This window comes from Paraburkholderia sp. BR13444, assembly GCF_040948755.1.
GTDB classification, from domain to species: Bacteria; Pseudomonadota; Gammaproteobacteria; order Burkholderiales; family Burkholderiaceae; genus Paraburkholderia; species Paraburkholderia youngii.
Map to the genome: position 1 here is coordinate 257860 of NZ_JBFPKM010000006.1, position 14550 is coordinate 272409.

Sequence of the window (14550 nt, forward strand, 5' to 3'; positions counted from 1 at the left end):
GCACCTGCGCCAACGCACCCTGGCTTCAGAGCGCCGGCGAGCGAGGCACCGCCGGTTGCAGACCCTGATAGTCTTCAGCGTCGATGTCGTAACCTGAAGGCTCCCACCGGATCGCGAGCAGCACCAACAGCGAAGTCAGTGGCGCAACCGCGATCACCCAGAATACCTTCGTGCCGAGCGCGGCGGCCAGCACGGGAAACAGAAACAGCGAAATGGTGGACGCCGTGCGCACCAGCGTCTGATTGAAGCCGACGCCGATCCCGCGCAGCGAAGTCGGATAGCTGAGCGACGCATAGGTCATCGAATGCGAACCGGGGCCGAAGCCCTGCCCGAACAGATAGCCACCCAGCAGCAGGATCGCCACGACCACCAGCGCGCCGCCGCTGGGTCGCCCGATTAGCGCGAGTCCGATCAGCGAGGCGAATTGCAGCGAATGCCCGAGCACGGTCAGCTTCCACGCGCCGACCGTTGGCGCGGCGCGCACACCGATCAACCCGCCGACGAACGCGAACAGCAGGTTCAGCGAGAGCGACGCGATGATTGTCGTGAGGGGACCTTGCGCGAAGAAGCTCGTGATGATCACGGGCAGACCAAAAACGATCGCGTTATAGCCAAACGACGACGCACTGCCGATCACGGCGGCAAGTATCGTGCGCCTGCGGTAAGTGGCATTGAACAGCACGCCGTAGTTGCGCCAGGATGCGGAGCGAGGCCGCGCAACGGACTTACCCGTATGTTCGACGACGGCATCAATCCCGTAAGAGCGCTTCAGGATACGAGCCGCGCCTTCGAGGTCGCCGTGATTCGCCGCCCAGATGGGCGATTCGCTGATGTAACGGCTGCGCACAAGAATGATGGCGATGGCGGGCACTGCGCCGAATGCGAGTGTGAGGCGCCACAGCCAGCCGAGGTGTTCCTGCGGCAGCATTGCGTAAAGGCCAAGAATCAGCAGATAGCAGGTGCTGGTCGCCGCGTACCACGCGGGGCACCAGGCGGCCACGCTCGCGGCCTTGTTGCCGCGGCCCGCCACTCGCGAAAACTCCGCGAGAAACGCCATCGCGACGGGCAAATCGAGACCGACGCCAAAGCCCATCAGAAAGCGCGCGCCACCGAGCACCCACGCGTTGGGGGCGAGACCGGCGGCAATTGCCGCGACCACAAAGAACAGCATGTCGGCCATGAACACGCGATAGCGCCCGATGCGGTCGGTCAGATAGCCGCCGAACAGTGCACCGAGGATCGCGCCGAACGTGATCGCCGACGATACGAATCCCACTTGCACCGGCGTCAGCGCGAACTGCTTCGCGATGTCCTTGATGCCATAGGCAAGCGAGGTCAGATCGTAGGCGTCGAGAAAGACGCCGCCGAGCGCGATCGCGATCACGATGCGTGCATTGCTGCCCTTGGCAGCACCCGCGTTGACGATGCGCGCGACATCCTGCGGCGAACGGATCACAGCGGGACGGGAAATCTCCGGCTGCGCGGACGCGTCAAGCGGAGTGGATGGAATAGCGACGGTAGACATGATGGCTGTTCAACACGTGTCAAAAGTTTCTGCATGCTAGCGACGCGCCTGTCGTTTTCCAAACGACGATTGAATATATGCAAAGCGCGGGATCGAACGATGCCCGTGTGGCAATCCGCGACGCGGCGCCTTCGTCCGTTCCGTGCTTTCGATATGCGCAATCGATGGTGGATTTGCACCTGCGTCGATTTCGCGTGGTCAACGACGTCGATACAGCGTTGCCTGAAAGGCACTACGCGGCCGTCATTGCCTCGGGGAGTCGGATGATCTCGCAAGGCGGCTTCGGCAACGGCTGATGGTCGGCGAATGCGGTCCCGCATCGCACTGCAAAAGCGAGCGCCGACTGCCCATTCGCGAAGTGTCCGAGTTCACCCAGCGTGGTCGCTTCGCCGTCCTCTTCCAGAATCGATACGCGAGCCACGAACAGACTTCCGCTTCTCACGACCGACGGCTGGACGGCTATCCCGTGGTGGTAAAACAGCATGTCACCTCCTGTGTTACGGAAACTCACGCAGGCGTGCCCGCTTTTCCGAGCACGCCGAGCCACGACTAGCCAACAACGTCGTGCGAAGCATCGGGTTTTGGCGGATGAAACCCGTAGCGTCGTTGGAGTGCAGACTCATTATTGGCAGGATGGCCGCGTTCGCGCCAATATCGATTCACGATTTGGATTTCGCGTGCGCTTCGATATGTCGTCAATGCCGTGTCAATGCAGATCGCGGCCCGCCAAAAACGAATCGTCAGGCACAACGTTGAGCGCGATGGCAACGCTGCGTCTGGATTTATTGCCCACCAAATTTCCGAAAGCTCGAGGCCGTGTGCTGTTCGGGCAATTGATCGTCATGGCCAAACAACTTTCGTCGCAGCGTTCCATCGGCATAAGCGGTCTTGTACAGACCTCGATTCTGAAGCTCGGGCACGATATGATCGATGAAGTCCTCGTAGCTCTCCGGTACAACCGTGCGGCTCAGATTGAAGCCGTCAATACCGGTTTCTTCGACCCAGCCCTGCAGTTCATCCGCGACCTGCGCAGCGCTGCCCACGATGGCCGGATACCGCCCCCCCAGTTCGAACATCTCGAGCAGCTTACGGCGCGTCCAGCCGTGCTGCTTCGCGGTGCGCGTGGCGGACTCGATTGCATTGGTGGGCGCATAGTCGACAGGCGCGTCGAGATCGTATTGGGCGTAGTCGATGCCCGTACTGGCGGCAAAATGCGCAAGCCCTGCTTCGCGGTTCGCATAACGCAAATAGTCCGCGTATTTCTCGCGTGCTTCGCGCTCGGTTGCGCCCGTTACGACAGCTGCGCCAGCAAAGACCTTGACGTCGTCGGGGCGTCGTCCCGCTTCCACGAGTTGCTCGCGCAGCGTCCTGACGGTTTCGCGCGCAACGGCCCGATTCGGCGGTGAGATAAATACGCATTCCGCGTGACGGGCGGCGAAACGCTGGCCGCGTCCTGAACTACCGGCCTGGAAAAGAACCGGAGTGCGTTGCGGCGACGGCTCCGCGAGATGATAACCGTCAACGTTGTAGTAGCGCCCGGCATGTCGAACCTTGTGAACCTTCGCGGGATCGGCGTACACCCGCCCGGACTTGTCGCGCAGCACTGCGTCGGGTTCCCAGCTTCCTTCCCAGAGTTTGTACAACACGTCGAGATATTCGTCCGCGCGATCGTAACGCTCGTCGTGCGGCAACTGCTTTTCGAGTCCCATCGCCCGCGCCGCGCTGTCGAGATAGCCGGTCACGATATTCCAGCCGATTCTTCCTTGCGTCAGATGATCGAGCGTCGAGAAACGTCGCGCCAGCAGATACGGCTGCTCGTAAGTCAGGTTGATCGTTACGCCGAAGCCGAGATGCTCGGTGACGGCGGCCATCGCCGAAATGAGAAGCGTGGGATCGTTGACGGGAAGCTGTATGGACTCGCGCAGCGTCACGTCGACGTTGTGTTGATAGACGTCGTAGACGCCCACGATGTCGGCCAGAAAAAGTCCGTCGAACAGTCCGCGCTCGAGCATGCGCGCGAGGTCGGTCCAGTATGGAAGCGTTCGGTAGTCGAGAGAGCGGTCGCGCGGATGGGTCCACAATCCATGGTTGATATGGCCCACGCAATTCATGTTGAACGCGTTGAGCAGGATCTGCTTTTTTGCCATCACAAGGCTCCGTGCCTCGGCGGCAGTTTGTCGTTGAGATAGAAATTGCCGACGGCGTGATATTTCCATCGCACGGGATCATGCAGCGTGTGCGTGCGCGCATTGCGCCAGAACCGGTCGAGGCCGAGATCGTCGAGCGTCGCGGCGGTGCCGGCGAGTTCGAAAAGGCGCGAGCCCGCGTCCAGCGAGACCGTCGTGGTGAGCGCGCGCGCTTCGGCCACTGCGACCGATGCCTGCGCTACCGAACGCTCGGTGGGCTCGGCCTGGGCCGCATCGACGAAGCGCCCGGCACGGCGCACCAGCGCTTCCGCTGCGCTCAACCGAACGGCGAGATCACCGAATTGGGTGATGGTCAGCGGATCCTGCGACGCGTGTTCCACCTTCGCGTCGATCCACGGCCGCGAACGCTCCCGCACGAACTGCAAGGCCGCCTGAAGTGCCCCGCGCGCCTGCCCCAGATCAATCGCTGCATGGATGATCTGCGCGAATGGCCCGATTGTAGTGGGGCGTTCGAACGATGCCTGAAACGGCACGATCCACTCCGGCTCGACGCGCACCTGACTGAACTGCACCGAACCACTACCCGTGACGCGTTGCCCGAACCCGTCCCAGTCATCGATCACTTCGACACCTGGCGCGTCACGCGGCACGAACACCAGATACGTGACATCACGCCCCTCTTCTTCGCTGACCACTAGCGTCGGAATCCAGTGCGCGAATAGCGCGCCTGTGCAATAGAACTTGCGGCCATCGATTTGCCAGCCGGTCGCGCTACGCGTGAGCCGCGTGCGGCGCTTGAAGTCTTTATGCCCGATCTCCGCGAGCGCGTTGCCGAATCGGTCTCCCGCCAGTACGCGTTCGTAGAAAAAGCGCTGCTGGTCCGGTCTCCCGCCGACACGCAGCACTTCGAGTGCATAGAAATGATTTTGCGGAATCTGGCCCAATGAGCCATCGGCCGCGGCAATGATCGCCGTCACTTCCGCGAGCGTCCTGCTGCCGACGCCTGCGCCGCCATATTGCCGTGGCACGGTGATACCCCACAGACCGCTTGCCACGAACGCGTCGAGCTCGGCCCACGGCAGCCGGCGCTCGCGATCACGCGCCGCCGCTTCGGCTGCGAAGACTTCGGCAAGGCGTTGAGCGGCTTGCAAAGCCTGTGCGTCATCCGCGATCTGTTCGGGCCTTACGCACGTCGAGTCTCCCAGTACGGGGCGATCGAGCGTGCCATCATCAAGTTCTGTTGCCATCTTTCAGTTCCACGAATGCCGCGCAGGCAGCACATGATTCAGGAGGTAGTTGCCAACCAGGTGCAGCTTCCAGCGCACGGGATCATGCAGCGTATGGGTACGCGCATTGCGCCAGTGGCGGTCGAGGTTGTGCGCCGCACGCGTCGATGCGGACCCGGCCAGTTCGAAAAGCTTCTCGCTCGCTTCGAGCGCGATGCGCGTGGTGAGCACCTTCGCGTGAGCCACGGCGACAGACGCACGCGCGCTTGCCTCGGCGTCGACTGGCTGCGCGGCGATGACATCGAGCGTGCGGCCTGCCTCCAGAAGCACCTCGCGTCCGGCATGCAGTTCGATTTGCAAACGCCCGACGTCGGCGATGATGTAAGGATCCTCGACGGCGCGCTCAAGCCCTGAATCGATCCACGGCCGCGCGCGTGCTCGCACGAAATCGATTGCATCGGCCACTGCCGCCTCGGCGATTCCCTGGTCGATTGCCGCCTGGATCAATTGCGAAGTCGGCCCGAAGAGCCCCGGACGGTCGCCCAGTTGCCAGATGGGCAACACGTCGTCAGGGTCGACCAAGACCTGATCGAAAATCACGGTTCCGCTCGCGGTCGTGCGTTGCCCGAAAGAATTCCAATCGTCGATGACACTCAGTCCAACGGCATCGCGCGGCACCCAGACCTGTACGGCTCTTCCCTCATCGTCGATCGCGCGCGCCGGCACGCGGTGCGCGAACAGCGCGCCCGTGGAGTAGAAGCGTGTGCCGTCGAGCCGCAGGCCGTCCTGCGTCGCGCGCAAGCGCGTCGTGCCTTGCACGATAGTCGCGCTCGATGCGGAGCGGCGCTCAGGGCCCGCATTGCCGAGCCGCAGGCCAGCCAGCACTTCGCCGTAGAAACGCGCCTTCTGAGCCGGCGTGCCGATCTCGCGCAGTACGCCCAGCACGCCGAAATGATTCTGCGGAATCTGACCCAATGCGGGATCGGCTGCGCAAAGAATCACGAACACTTCTGCAAGCGTCGCGAACGAAAGGTCGGCGCCGCCGTATTCGGCCGGCACGGTGATCGCACCAAGTCCGCTTTCGGACCAGCGGTCGAGTTCTGCCCACGGCAGGATGCGCTGGCGGTCGCGCTCCGCAGCGACCGCTGCGAAGTCTGCCGCGAGGGTGCGCGCGGCTTCGAGAGCTTCGGTATCTCCCGCGATACGCTTGACGCGCACCGGATCGGGACGGCGCGGCAACCGCGCCGCGGAATTGGATTCGGATGTAGACATGTTGGCTCGAACGCAAAAGTGAGGCTCATCTGCCTGCGACGCTGCTTCGAAATCGAAGGAGCGAACGTCACGCTCTGGCACGGAGCAGACCAATCACGTATTGGATCAGTACTCGCGCGCCACGCCTACTATCGAATCCGGAATTGCTTATGACGATCCGCGATCGGGTGAGGCTTCACACGGACATGAGGTTCGCGACCCAATGACTTGCGGCCGCCAAAGAGACTTGGGCTTTGATGGCGCCCGATCCCGGGCCGCAGGCTACAGCGGCCTGATCTCGGCCGCCTGCCTGCCTTTGGGTCCCTGCTTGACTTCGAAACTCACCTTCTGATCTTTCTGGAGCGACTTGAAACCCGCCGTTTGTACCTCGGAAAAGTGCGCGAACAAATCTTCACTGCCGTCATCCGGCTTGATGAAGCCATAACCCTTTGCATCGTTGAACCACTTTACGGTGCCAGTTGCCATGAAGATTCCCAGCGGGTCTATGGGCTGGACCGCGGCGTAGGCGTTTCGCGCGCGATGCGCTCCGTTGCTGCCGGGTCCAGCTTGCATCACGTCGCTTAATCGCCGTGTCGCACGTCGAACCATACGTCATCCGTGAAGTGCGTTGAACCAACAAATTCTTCGATGTTTAGCAGACCACGCGTGCTGGCCGGATCGGCCGCGCGTCTGGCCACTCTTGACAGGCTCAGCGCGTGGATCCGGCTGCGGATTCGGCGGCTTAGAGAAGTTCTTCGCCAAATTCGATCACGTAGGCTTGCGGAGATCTGAGTTCACCGGCTGCACGAATACGATCGTAGATGAGCAATGCACCGACCAGCTTCGAATTGCATCGTGATCTGAAATCTGCCTGGGCGGCGAGCGTCAGTCCTTCGTATCTGGCGAGCACGTCCTGCTCGAAAAGAAGCCGGATAGCGGGTGTATCGGGCCCGCGTGGGTTATTGACCATTAGCCCGGTGAGCGTCCCTTCGCGCGATTCATGTTCGACGATGTGAACGTCCCGATCGAATCGTCCCGCGAGGAAGTGGGCGACCTGCTCCAGAGATTGTCTTTCTATTGCATATGTCGCCATTGCCCTCTCCTGCGAAAGTATGCTGGTTACGAACCGATTCCTTGGGCGCGAAAAGGCCTTCATACAGAACGGTGCCCAGATATCGCTCGCCTGAGTCGGGCAGAATGACGACAAGCGTCTTTCCTGCGTTTTCCGGGCGCTTTGCGAGCCGCACGGCCACGGCGACGGCCGCGCCCAATGAAATTCCTGAAAGTATGCCCTCTTCTCGGGCAAGACGTTGTGCGTACAGGATCGACTCTTCATCGGTGACCTGTTCGATGACATCGACGAGCGAGAGATCCAGAACATCGGGTGGGTTCGATGATTTACTTGCCGGGACCGAGCAGACCGCGTGATTTCGCATCCCAGATCATCGCGGCGCCGATGCGGCACTTGACGGAATAGGCTGCCGGCAAAAACACGAACAAACCAAAACCAAAAAAATGGCCTGGACGATCGGGCCCAGGCCATAAAAAGCTCGCGATTCGCGGGAACGAGCTAGACGTGAAAGCCAAGTGGTTAAATCGGCCTGTAAAAGATATCGGACGCTTGCCTTTACGCCACCTCAGCGGCGCACGAGCATCGCAAGCGAACGATGAGCGTCGAGTTCGCGGTCGTAGCCCATCAGCACGCCATCTATCCGGCGCGTCAAAGACGGCGTGGCTACCGTCGTCACCTCGGAGAGTGCCGTCGACCTGGGCAACGGGGCAGCGCCGGCCAGACAGTAGCCCACATCGCGCCGCGCGCTAGTGCAGGCGCGCACCTTACCCTCATCAACCAGCGTAGCGAGCGCGGCTTCCACGGCTTTCTCCGATTCACCGAACAGCCGGGCGAAGGTGGCAGCGGTGTAGACGCGGTTATAGCGCATTTTCAGCAGCAGACTTTCGATCAACGGATCCTTGCTCATAGGGTCGCCATGACGGTTTGGAAATCAACGACGCGGTTGAGACTTCCGCGTTCAGCGCGGTTTGCGACGAGACTGATTCGACGGGTGGCTCTCCTTGCCTGCCAACCCAGATCGGCAGTCAGATCTTGCCCACCAGATCAAGCGACGGCGTCAGCGTTTCGGCGCCGGGCGTCCATTTGGCCGGGCAGACTTCGCCTGGATGCGACGCGACATATTGCGCGGCCTGCACCTTGCGCAACAGTTCCTTGGCGTCCCGGCCAATACCGTTGTCATGCACTTCGTAGAGTTTGATCTGACCTTCGGGGTTGATCACAAACGTGCCGCGCAAGGCAAGCCCCTCCTCCTCGATCAGCACGTCGAAGTTGCGGGCGAGCGTCGCCGTCGGATCGCCAACCAGAGGGTATTGCACCTTGCTGATCGTATCCGACGTATCGTGCCAGGCCTTATGCGTGAAATGCGTGTCCGTCGACACGCCGTAAATTTCGACGCCAAGCTTCTGGAACTCGGCATAGTGATCAGCGAGGTCGCCCAGCTCCGTTGGGCACACGAACGTGAAATCAGCGGGATAGAAGACCACGACGGACCATTTCCCCTTGAAATTTTCTTCGCTGACGGGCACGAATTCACCGCGGTGGTACGCGGTCGACTCGAACGGCTTAACCTGGGTATTGGTGAGAGACATAACTTTCCTTGAGCGTTTGAGAACCAACTGAAGATGTCGTTGAACGTTATCTGGCTTGCCGAGACAAGAGAAATAATCATTTTGCAAAAGCAAATGCCGATCTGTTCGTCGTTGGATGAACCAGGCTGGGTTCCATGAGCCGTCTCCACCCTCACAAACAATCCACATGACGTTCACTGAAAAACACCTGAAGCGCGCATTGATATCGATATCTCATTTTCGTCGTTGCCGAATCGGTGTCAGACACGCGATCATCGACCGTTCCCAATCGGGTGCCTGTCACAGCGTCAACGCTATCTCTGCACTATCGTCACCGTCCAATCATGCATAAGATTTCGACCTTCTTTCGCGGACTCGCACTGGCGGCCGCCCTCTGCTGCGCGGTTGTCGCGCCGTCCCACGCAACGGGCGCCGCACCGGCAGTCGATCGCGATACGGTCGTGATCGGTGTTGAAAAGGAGTTCTACAACCTCGACGGACTCGTAGCCGTGAGCGGCGATTCGCTGCGCTACGGATGGCAGATTTACGACACGCTCTACGGTTTCGATACCAAGGGCAATCTCGTCCCGCGTCTTGCGACGAGCCTGACAGTCTCTAGCGACGCTCGCGTCTTCACGTACAAACTCCGTCCCAACGTCAAATTTCACAATGGCGCGACCCTCACGTCGCGCGACGTGAAGGCGTCGCTCGATCACATCCTCGACCCACGCAGCAAGAGCACGCGCCGCCCGTTCTTCGCGCCGGTGGTCGAATCGGTGGAAACGCCTGACCCGCTCACTGTCGTATTCAAGTTGAAGGCTCCGGACGGCGCGTTCGCCAACAAGGTCGCTGGCTATCTGTATATCGTGCCGGCCGATTACCTCGCGAGCTTGCCGAATCCGGATGCATTCGCACAAAAGCCTATCTCACTCGGCCCATACAAGTTCAAGTCGCTGTCTCCGGGCGGCAATGAACTCGTGCTGGAACGCTTCGACGACTACTGGGGTGAAAAGCCGCGCGTGAAAACGCTCGTCTTCCGCGCAATCACCGACCCTTCGAGCCGTGTCAACGCGGTGCTGCGCGGCGAGGTGGATCTTTCGGTCGCGCTCCCGTTCTCCGACTACGCGCGCCTCAAGAAAGAAAGCGGACTCGACGTGATCCAGAGCCGTGTGGCCTCGCCGATATATGTCCGCGTCTACACCAATCAAAAGGATTCGCCGCTCGCCAACGTGAAGGTCCGCCAGGCGCTTAGCTATGCGCTGGACACGAACGCCATCATCAAAAGCGTGCTTTACGGCGTGGGCGAGCCACTCGGCACGATGATTTCGAACTACTATCCCTATGGCGCGGATCATTCGATCAAGCCTTATCCGTATGATCCGGCCAAAGCGCGCGCGCTCCTCGCCGAGGCCGGTTATCCGAAGGGCTTCGAAACTACGCTCAACATCCAGGGGGACATGCCGCAAGGCGTGGCCGAGGCAATCGCAGCCTACTGGGGGCAGGTTGGCGTGAAGGTCAAGCTCGATCGCCTGACCTACGCAACGTTCCAGCGCCTGAACAACACGCACGCTTCGGGGCCGCTTGCGCTTAGCCAGTTCACCAATGCGCTCTACGACCCCGTCCATCCGGTCGCCGGTGCGTTCGCGTCAAACGGCAGCTGGTCGGACTATTCGAATCCCAAAGTAGACGCGTTGCTCGTCGACGTCTCGAAGGTCAGCGAGCCGACCCAACGCGGGGAGGTGTTTGAGAAAATTGGGCGCGAACTGCACGACGACGCGGCGGCCATCTTCATTTCCGAGTTCACTTACGTCTACGCGAAGAAAAAGACGCTTGAGTGGCAGCCGCAGCAAGGCGGCGGTTTCCTGAATTTCCGCACGATCGCGTGGGCGCCCCAGACGGTGGCCGGGAACTGACCCGTGCTCGCCTATGTTCTGCGCCGCCTCGGCTCCGCGCTCGCCACCGTGTGGCTGATGTCTGTCGTGATCTTCGTGCTGGTGCGGATGGTGGGTGATCCCGCCTATCTGCTGATGCCGCCCGAAGCCACCGAGGCGGACCGCCAGCTCTTTCGCCAGCAGCTTGGTCTCGCCGATCCGCTCCCCGTGCAATACGCTCACTTTCTGGCTGGCATTGTGCGCGGTGACATGGGCAATTCGTTTCACTTCGGCGTACCGGCGCTCAGTATGGCGCTCGGTCGCCTTGGCGCGAGCCTCGAGCTCGTCGGCATTTCGCTCGCGCTGGCGCTCTTCGTGGGGCTCGCATTCGGCATCGGCGCGGCTGTCGCACGGGGCTCGTGGGTGGATCGATTCTCGACGCTATTCGCCGTGCTCGGCCAGGCCGGTCCGCCGTTCTTCGTCGCGCTGCTACTGATCCGGCTCTTTTCCGTGCAGTTGGGCTGGCTGCCCACGGGCGGCCACGGCAGCTGGAAACAGCTCGTGCTGCCTGTCGTCTCGCTCGCGTGGTATTCGGCTGCCGGCATCGCGCGCCTCACGCGGGCCAACATGTTGAGCGTGCTCGAGTCGGACTTCATTCGCATGGCCCGGATCAAAGGGTTGCCCGAGCACGTAGTGATCGGTACGCACGCACTGAGAAATGCCGGGTTGCCGATCGTCGCGTACACCGCATCGCAGTTCGGCGTCTTGATCGGCGGTGCCGTATCGATCGAAACGGTGTTCTCGTGGCCCGGCTTCGGCAGTCTCATGGTGGAAGCCATCAGCACGCTCGATTTCACGGTCGTGCAGGCCGCGGTGGTCGTTTCAGTGCTGCTGTTCGCCCTCATCCATCTCTTCGTCGATGTGCTGTGTGCGCTCGTCGATCCACGCATCCGACATCAGGCATGAGTGCGCGACTCCTCTTTGCCGGCATACGCGAAGAACTCGGCCGCGACCTATGGCGGCAGCGCGGCGTCCTCGCCTACGCGGCGGTCTTCGTGTTGCTTGTGGGTGCATCGGCGCTGGCGCCGTGGCTCACGCGCATCGATCCGAACGCGATCGACCTGTCCGCTACTTTCCAGGCGCCCAGCGCCGCGCACTGGTTCGGCACCGACCAGATGGGCCGGGACGTCTTCGTGCGCACGCTCTACGGCGGGCGCCTTTCGCTTCTCATCGCGTTTTGCGCCGTGCTGCTCGCGGGCTTCGCGGGTGCGCTGGCCGGGCTGCTGTCGGCGTACATTGGCGGACGTTTCGACACCGTGCTGATGCGCCTCGTCGACGCGCAGTACGCGTTGCCACCCGTTTTCCTCGCCATGCTGATCGTCGGCATATGCGGGCCCAACGTGGTGAACATCATCATCGTCGTGACGCTCGCGAACTGGGGGCGCTTCGCGCGCATCATTCGCGCCGAGGCTCTCAGCCTGCGCGAGCGCGACTTCGTGCTGCTCGCGAGGCTCGCCGGCGCCTCGCCGCTCTACGTGGCGCTGCGCCACCTGCTGCCCAACGTGCGCAACACGTTCGTGGTGCTGCTCACGCTCGACATCGGTCTCGTGATCTTCATGGAGGCGGCGTTGAGCTTCGTGGGCCTTGGCGTGCAGCCGCCCGACCCGTCATGGGGCGGCATGCTCGCCGAAGGCCGCAATTACCTCGATACCGCCTGGTGGCTGACCGCGCTGCCGGGGCTCGCGCTCATCGCCACCGTGCTGTGTAGCAACCGGATCGGCGATGCGTTGCAGCGCGGCGAGCGTAGCCAGGGGGGCTGGAAATGAACGGCAGGACCGAGGCGGCGCCGGTGCTCGCGGTTGAAGCCCTGATCGCGCAAACCGATTCGCCGCAAGCGCCGGTGCGGCTCGTCGACGGTGTGAGCTTTTCCGTGCACGCGGGCCGCACGCTGGCCTTGGTCGGCGAATCCGGCTCCGGGAAAAGCGTGACCTGTCTGTCGGTGCTGGGCCTGCCGCCCGCCGGCGTGCGCGTGGCGGGTGGACGCATCCTGCTGCGCGGCAGCGACCTTCGGGACAAGACGCCTGCCGAGCTTCAGGCGCTGCGCGGCCGCGAGATCGGCATGATCCTTCAGGACCCGATGACCTCGCTCAATCCACTCCTGACTATAGGTCGGCAGCTCACCGAGATGTTCCGCTACCGCGCGAACGTCAAAAGCCATGCCGAATGCGAGGCGCGCGCGGTCGATCTGCTGCGGCGCGTGCGCATTCCGGCGCCGGAGAGCCGCTTGAGGAGCTATCCGCACCAGTTCAGCGGCGGCATGCGCCAGCGCGTGGCCATCGCCATGAATCTCGCGTGCAACCCCGGCCTGCTGATCGCCGACGAACCGACCACGGCTCTCGACATTACCGTGCGGCTCCAGGTCCTCGACCTGCTGCGCGAACTGCAGGCCGAGCGCGGCACCGCGATCGTGCTTGTCACGCACGACCTGCATCTCGTGCGCCGCTATTGCGACGACGTAGCCGTCATGTACACCGGACGCATTGTCGAGCAGGGACCGGTCGAGGCGGTCTTCGCGCAGCCGCGCCATCCTTATACGATCGGGCTGCTCGGCGCCGTGCCGCGACTGAGGCAGCCGCAGCGGCGGCTCACCGTCATTCCGGGGCAGCCGCCGCTGCCGGGCAGCATCGCGCAGGGATGCCACTTCGCACCGCGCTGCCCGCGAGCCGACGCTGATTGCACGGCGCACTATCCCGCAACGGTCGAGACGCTACCGGGACGCGGCGTGGCCTGCTGGCATCCCGAGCCTGCATTTGCGTCGGCCGCGGCGTCGAACGCGGCTTCGATCCCTCTCGAACAGTTCCCTCTCGCTACAGCATCATGAATACGCAGGCATCGCCCGTGGCGGCCATCGAGGTGACCGGGCTCGGACGCGCATTCGCCGTTCGAAGCGGTCTGCTCTCACGCACGAGAGACTTGCAGGCCGTCGTGGACGTCTCTTTCGTACTGCCCAAGGGCGGGACATTCGGGCTAGTCGGCGAGTCCGGTTCCGGCAAGTCGACGCTCGCGAAAATCGTTCTCGGCGCCGAGACCGCGAGCTGCGGCGAAGTCCGCGTCGGCGAAAGGATGTTCGGCAAGGGTGCAAGCGCCGAAGATCTGCGCTGGCGGCAACGTTCGGTGCAGGCCGTACTCCAGGACCCGTCGGCATCGCTCGATCCGCAGATGACGGTCGCGGATATCGTGCTCGAACCGTTGCGTATCCAGCGCAGTGGTTTCGCGCGCGCCGCGCTCGAAGGCCGCCTCGACACACTGCTCGCCCAGGCGGGTCTGCCTGCCGGGTTCAAGCACCGACGGCCCGCCGAACTGAGCGGCGGGCAGCGCCAGCGCGTCGCCATCGCGCGCGCGCTCGCTCCCGAGCCGGAGATTCTGGTGCTGGACGAGCCGGTCTCGGCGCTTGACGTTTCGATCCAGGCGCAGGTGCTCAATCTGCTGAAAGACCTGCAGGAGACGCTTGGCCTCAGCTTTTTGCTGATCTCGCACGATCTCGCCGTCGTCGCGTACATGAGCAGCCACATCGGCGTGCTCTACCTCGGGCGCCTCGTGGAGCAAGGCACGCGTGATGACATCGTCGAGCGCGCGGCGCATCCGTACACGCACGCGCTGATCGCTGCCTCCGAACCGGACGCGCTGCACGTTCAGGCCGTCGGCGGCGACATGCCTTCGCCACTCTCGCCGCCGTCCGGCTGCGTTTTTCACACGCGCTGCCCGGTTGCGCGCGAAGTGTGCCGCGTGCAGGCGCCGCCTGTGCATCAACTCTCCGCGACGCATCGCGTGACCTGCCACTTTCCGGTTGCGTCGCACCTTCCCATCCTTCCGGCCTAGAGGACGCTTCG

Annotated in this window: 14 protein-coding genes and 1 pseudogene; 5 read left to right on the plus strand and 10 right to left on the minus strand. The window is 62.6% G+C overall.

The genetic code is table 11. From position 1 onward, the window contains the following. Positions 1 to 25 precede the first annotated feature (25 nt). From AB3X95_RS19485 to ahpC, 10 genes and pseudogenes are all read right to left on the minus strand, one after another. Positions 26 to 1525, minus strand: coding sequence for an MFS transporter (locus AB3X95_RS19485; RefSeq protein ID WP_368622269.1), 1500 nt, complete (start codon positions 1523 to 1525; stop codon positions 26 to 28). Between the two features lie 232 nt (positions 1526 to 1757). Continuing rightward, positions 1758 to 2009, minus strand: coding sequence for a hypothetical protein (locus AB3X95_RS19490; RefSeq protein ID WP_176380225.1), 252 nt, complete (start codon positions 2007 to 2009; stop codon positions 1758 to 1760). A 298-nt stretch (positions 2010 to 2307) separates the two neighbouring features. Further along, the gene (locus AB3X95_RS19495; RefSeq protein WP_368622270.1) at positions 2308 to 3672 is read right to left on the minus strand and encodes an LLM class flavin-dependent oxidoreductase; all 1365 of its coding nucleotides are present in this window, start codon (positions 3670 to 3672) and stop codon (positions 2308 to 2310) included. Continuing rightward, positions 3672 to 4919 (minus strand): SfnB family sulfur acquisition oxidoreductase, encoded by a 1248-nt coding sequence (locus AB3X95_RS19500; RefSeq protein ID WP_368622271.1) that lies wholly within the window; start codon positions 4917 to 4919, stop codon positions 3672 to 3674. Before AB3X95_RS19500 ends, AB3X95_RS19495 begins: the two co-directional genes overlap by 1 nt. A 3-nt stretch (positions 4920 to 4922) precedes the next feature. Further along, on the minus strand, positions 4923 to 6170 hold the full coding sequence (locus AB3X95_RS19505; protein WP_368622272.1) for an SfnB family sulfur acquisition oxidoreductase: 1248 nt from the start codon (positions 6168 to 6170) through the stop codon (positions 4923 to 4925). A 261-nt stretch (positions 6171 to 6431) separates the two neighbouring features. Continuing rightward, entirely contained in the window at positions 6432 to 6635 is a 204-nt protein-coding gene (locus AB3X95_RS19510; protein ID WP_368622273.1) for a cold-shock protein, read from the minus strand. Between the two features lie 256 nt (positions 6636 to 6891). Further along, the gene (locus AB3X95_RS19515; RefSeq protein WP_368622274.1) at positions 6892 to 7242 is read right to left on the minus strand and encodes a hypothetical protein; all 351 of its coding nucleotides are present in this window, start codon (positions 7240 to 7242) and stop codon (positions 6892 to 6894) included. A gap of 49 nt (positions 7243 to 7291) precedes the next feature. Beyond that, positions 7292 to 7534 (minus strand): annotated as a pseudogene (locus AB3X95_RS19520) (cysteine synthase A); the annotation flags it as partial. 252 nt (positions 7535 to 7786) lie between these two features. After that, entirely contained in the window at positions 7787 to 8128 is a 342-nt protein-coding gene (locus AB3X95_RS19525) for a hypothetical protein (RefSeq protein WP_176380222.1), read from the minus strand. A gap of 118 nt (positions 8129 to 8246) precedes the next feature. Then, a complete protein-coding gene (ahpC, locus tag AB3X95_RS19530; protein ID WP_368622382.1) occupies positions 8247 to 8810 on the minus strand; it encodes an alkyl hydroperoxide reductase subunit C in 564 nt (187 codons plus the stop codon). Positions 8811 to 9133: 323 nt separating this feature from the next. Here ahpC and AB3X95_RS19535 point away from each other — a divergent pair, with 323 nt between their 5' ends. From AB3X95_RS19535 to AB3X95_RS19555, 5 genes are read left to right on the plus strand one after another with little or no spacing between them, the layout of a single operon-like run. Further along, positions 9134 to 10702 carry an ABC transporter substrate-binding protein gene (locus tag AB3X95_RS19535; RefSeq protein ID WP_368622275.1) on the plus strand — a complete coding sequence of 523 codons (1569 nt, stop codon included), beginning with the start codon at positions 9134 to 9136 and terminating at the stop codon, positions 10700 to 10702. A gap of 3 nt (positions 10703 to 10705) precedes the next feature. Beyond that, positions 10706 to 11626, plus strand: a complete 921-nt coding sequence (locus AB3X95_RS19540) for an ABC transporter permease (protein ID WP_368622276.1) — start codon at positions 10706 to 10708, stop codon at positions 11624 to 11626. Further along, on the plus strand, positions 11623 to 12486 hold the full coding sequence (locus AB3X95_RS19545) for an ABC transporter permease (RefSeq protein WP_368622277.1): 864 nt from the start codon (positions 11623 to 11625) through the stop codon (positions 12484 to 12486). The genes AB3X95_RS19540 and AB3X95_RS19545 overlap by 4 nt, the downstream gene beginning before the upstream one ends. After that, a complete protein-coding gene (locus AB3X95_RS19550; protein ID WP_368622278.1) occupies positions 12483 to 13541 on the plus strand; it encodes an ABC transporter ATP-binding protein in 1059 nt (352 codons plus the stop codon). The genes AB3X95_RS19545 and AB3X95_RS19550 overlap by 4 nt, the downstream gene beginning before the upstream one ends. After that, positions 13538 to 14539: an oligopeptide/dipeptide ABC transporter ATP-binding protein gene (locus tag AB3X95_RS19555; protein ID WP_368622279.1), complete on the plus strand. Its 1002-nt coding sequence runs from the start codon at positions 13538 to 13540 to the stop codon at positions 14537 to 14539. The genes AB3X95_RS19550 and AB3X95_RS19555 overlap by 4 nt, the downstream gene beginning before the upstream one ends. Positions 14540 to 14550: the final 11 nt, after the last annotated feature.

Coding starts and splice junctions, on each gene's coding strand:
- AB3X95_RS19500 (WP_368622271.1), bottom strand. CDS start 4,919: ATGGCAACAGAACTTGATGATGGCACGCTCGATCGCCCCGTACTGGGA.
- AB3X95_RS19545 (WP_368622277.1), top strand. CDS start 11,623: ATGAGTGCGCGACTCCTCTTTGCCGGCATACGCGAAGAACTCGGCCGC.
- AB3X95_RS19515 (WP_368622274.1), bottom strand. CDS start 7,242: ATGGCGACATATGCAATAGAAAGACAATCTCTGGAGCAGGTCGCCCAC.
- AB3X95_RS19505 (WP_368622272.1), bottom strand. CDS start 6,170: ATGTCTACATCCGAATCCAATTCCGCGGCGCGGTTGCCGCGCCGTCCC.
- AB3X95_RS19555 (WP_368622279.1), top strand. CDS start 13,538: ATGAATACGCAGGCATCGCCCGTGGCGGCCATCGAGGTGACCGGGCTC.
- AB3X95_RS19525 (WP_176380222.1), bottom strand. CDS start 8,128: ATGAGCAAGGATCCGTTGATCGAAAGTCTGCTGCTGAAAATGCGCTAT.
- AB3X95_RS19550 (WP_368622278.1), top strand. CDS start 12,483: ATGAACGGCAGGACCGAGGCGGCGCCGGTGCTCGCGGTTGAAGCCCTG.
- AB3X95_RS19510 (WP_368622273.1), bottom strand. CDS start 6,635: ATGGCAACTGGCACCGTAAAGTGGTTCAACGATGCAAAGGGTTATGGC.
- AB3X95_RS19495 (WP_368622270.1), bottom strand. CDS start 3,672: ATGGCAAAAAAGCAGATCCTGCTCAACGCGTTCAACATGAATTGCGTG.
- AB3X95_RS19485 (WP_368622269.1), bottom strand. CDS start 1,525: ATGTCTACCGTCGCTATTCCATCCACTCCGCTTGACGCGTCCGCGCAG.
- AB3X95_RS19535 (WP_368622275.1), top strand. CDS start 9,134: ATGCATAAGATTTCGACCTTCTTTCGCGGACTCGCACTGGCGGCCGCC.
- AB3X95_RS19490 (WP_176380225.1), bottom strand. CDS start 2,009: ATGCTGTTTTACCACCACGGGATAGCCGTCCAGCCGTCGGTCGTGAGA.
- ahpC (WP_368622382.1), bottom strand. CDS start 8,810: ATGTCTCTCACCAATACCCAGGTTAAGCCGTTCGAGTCGACCGCGTAC.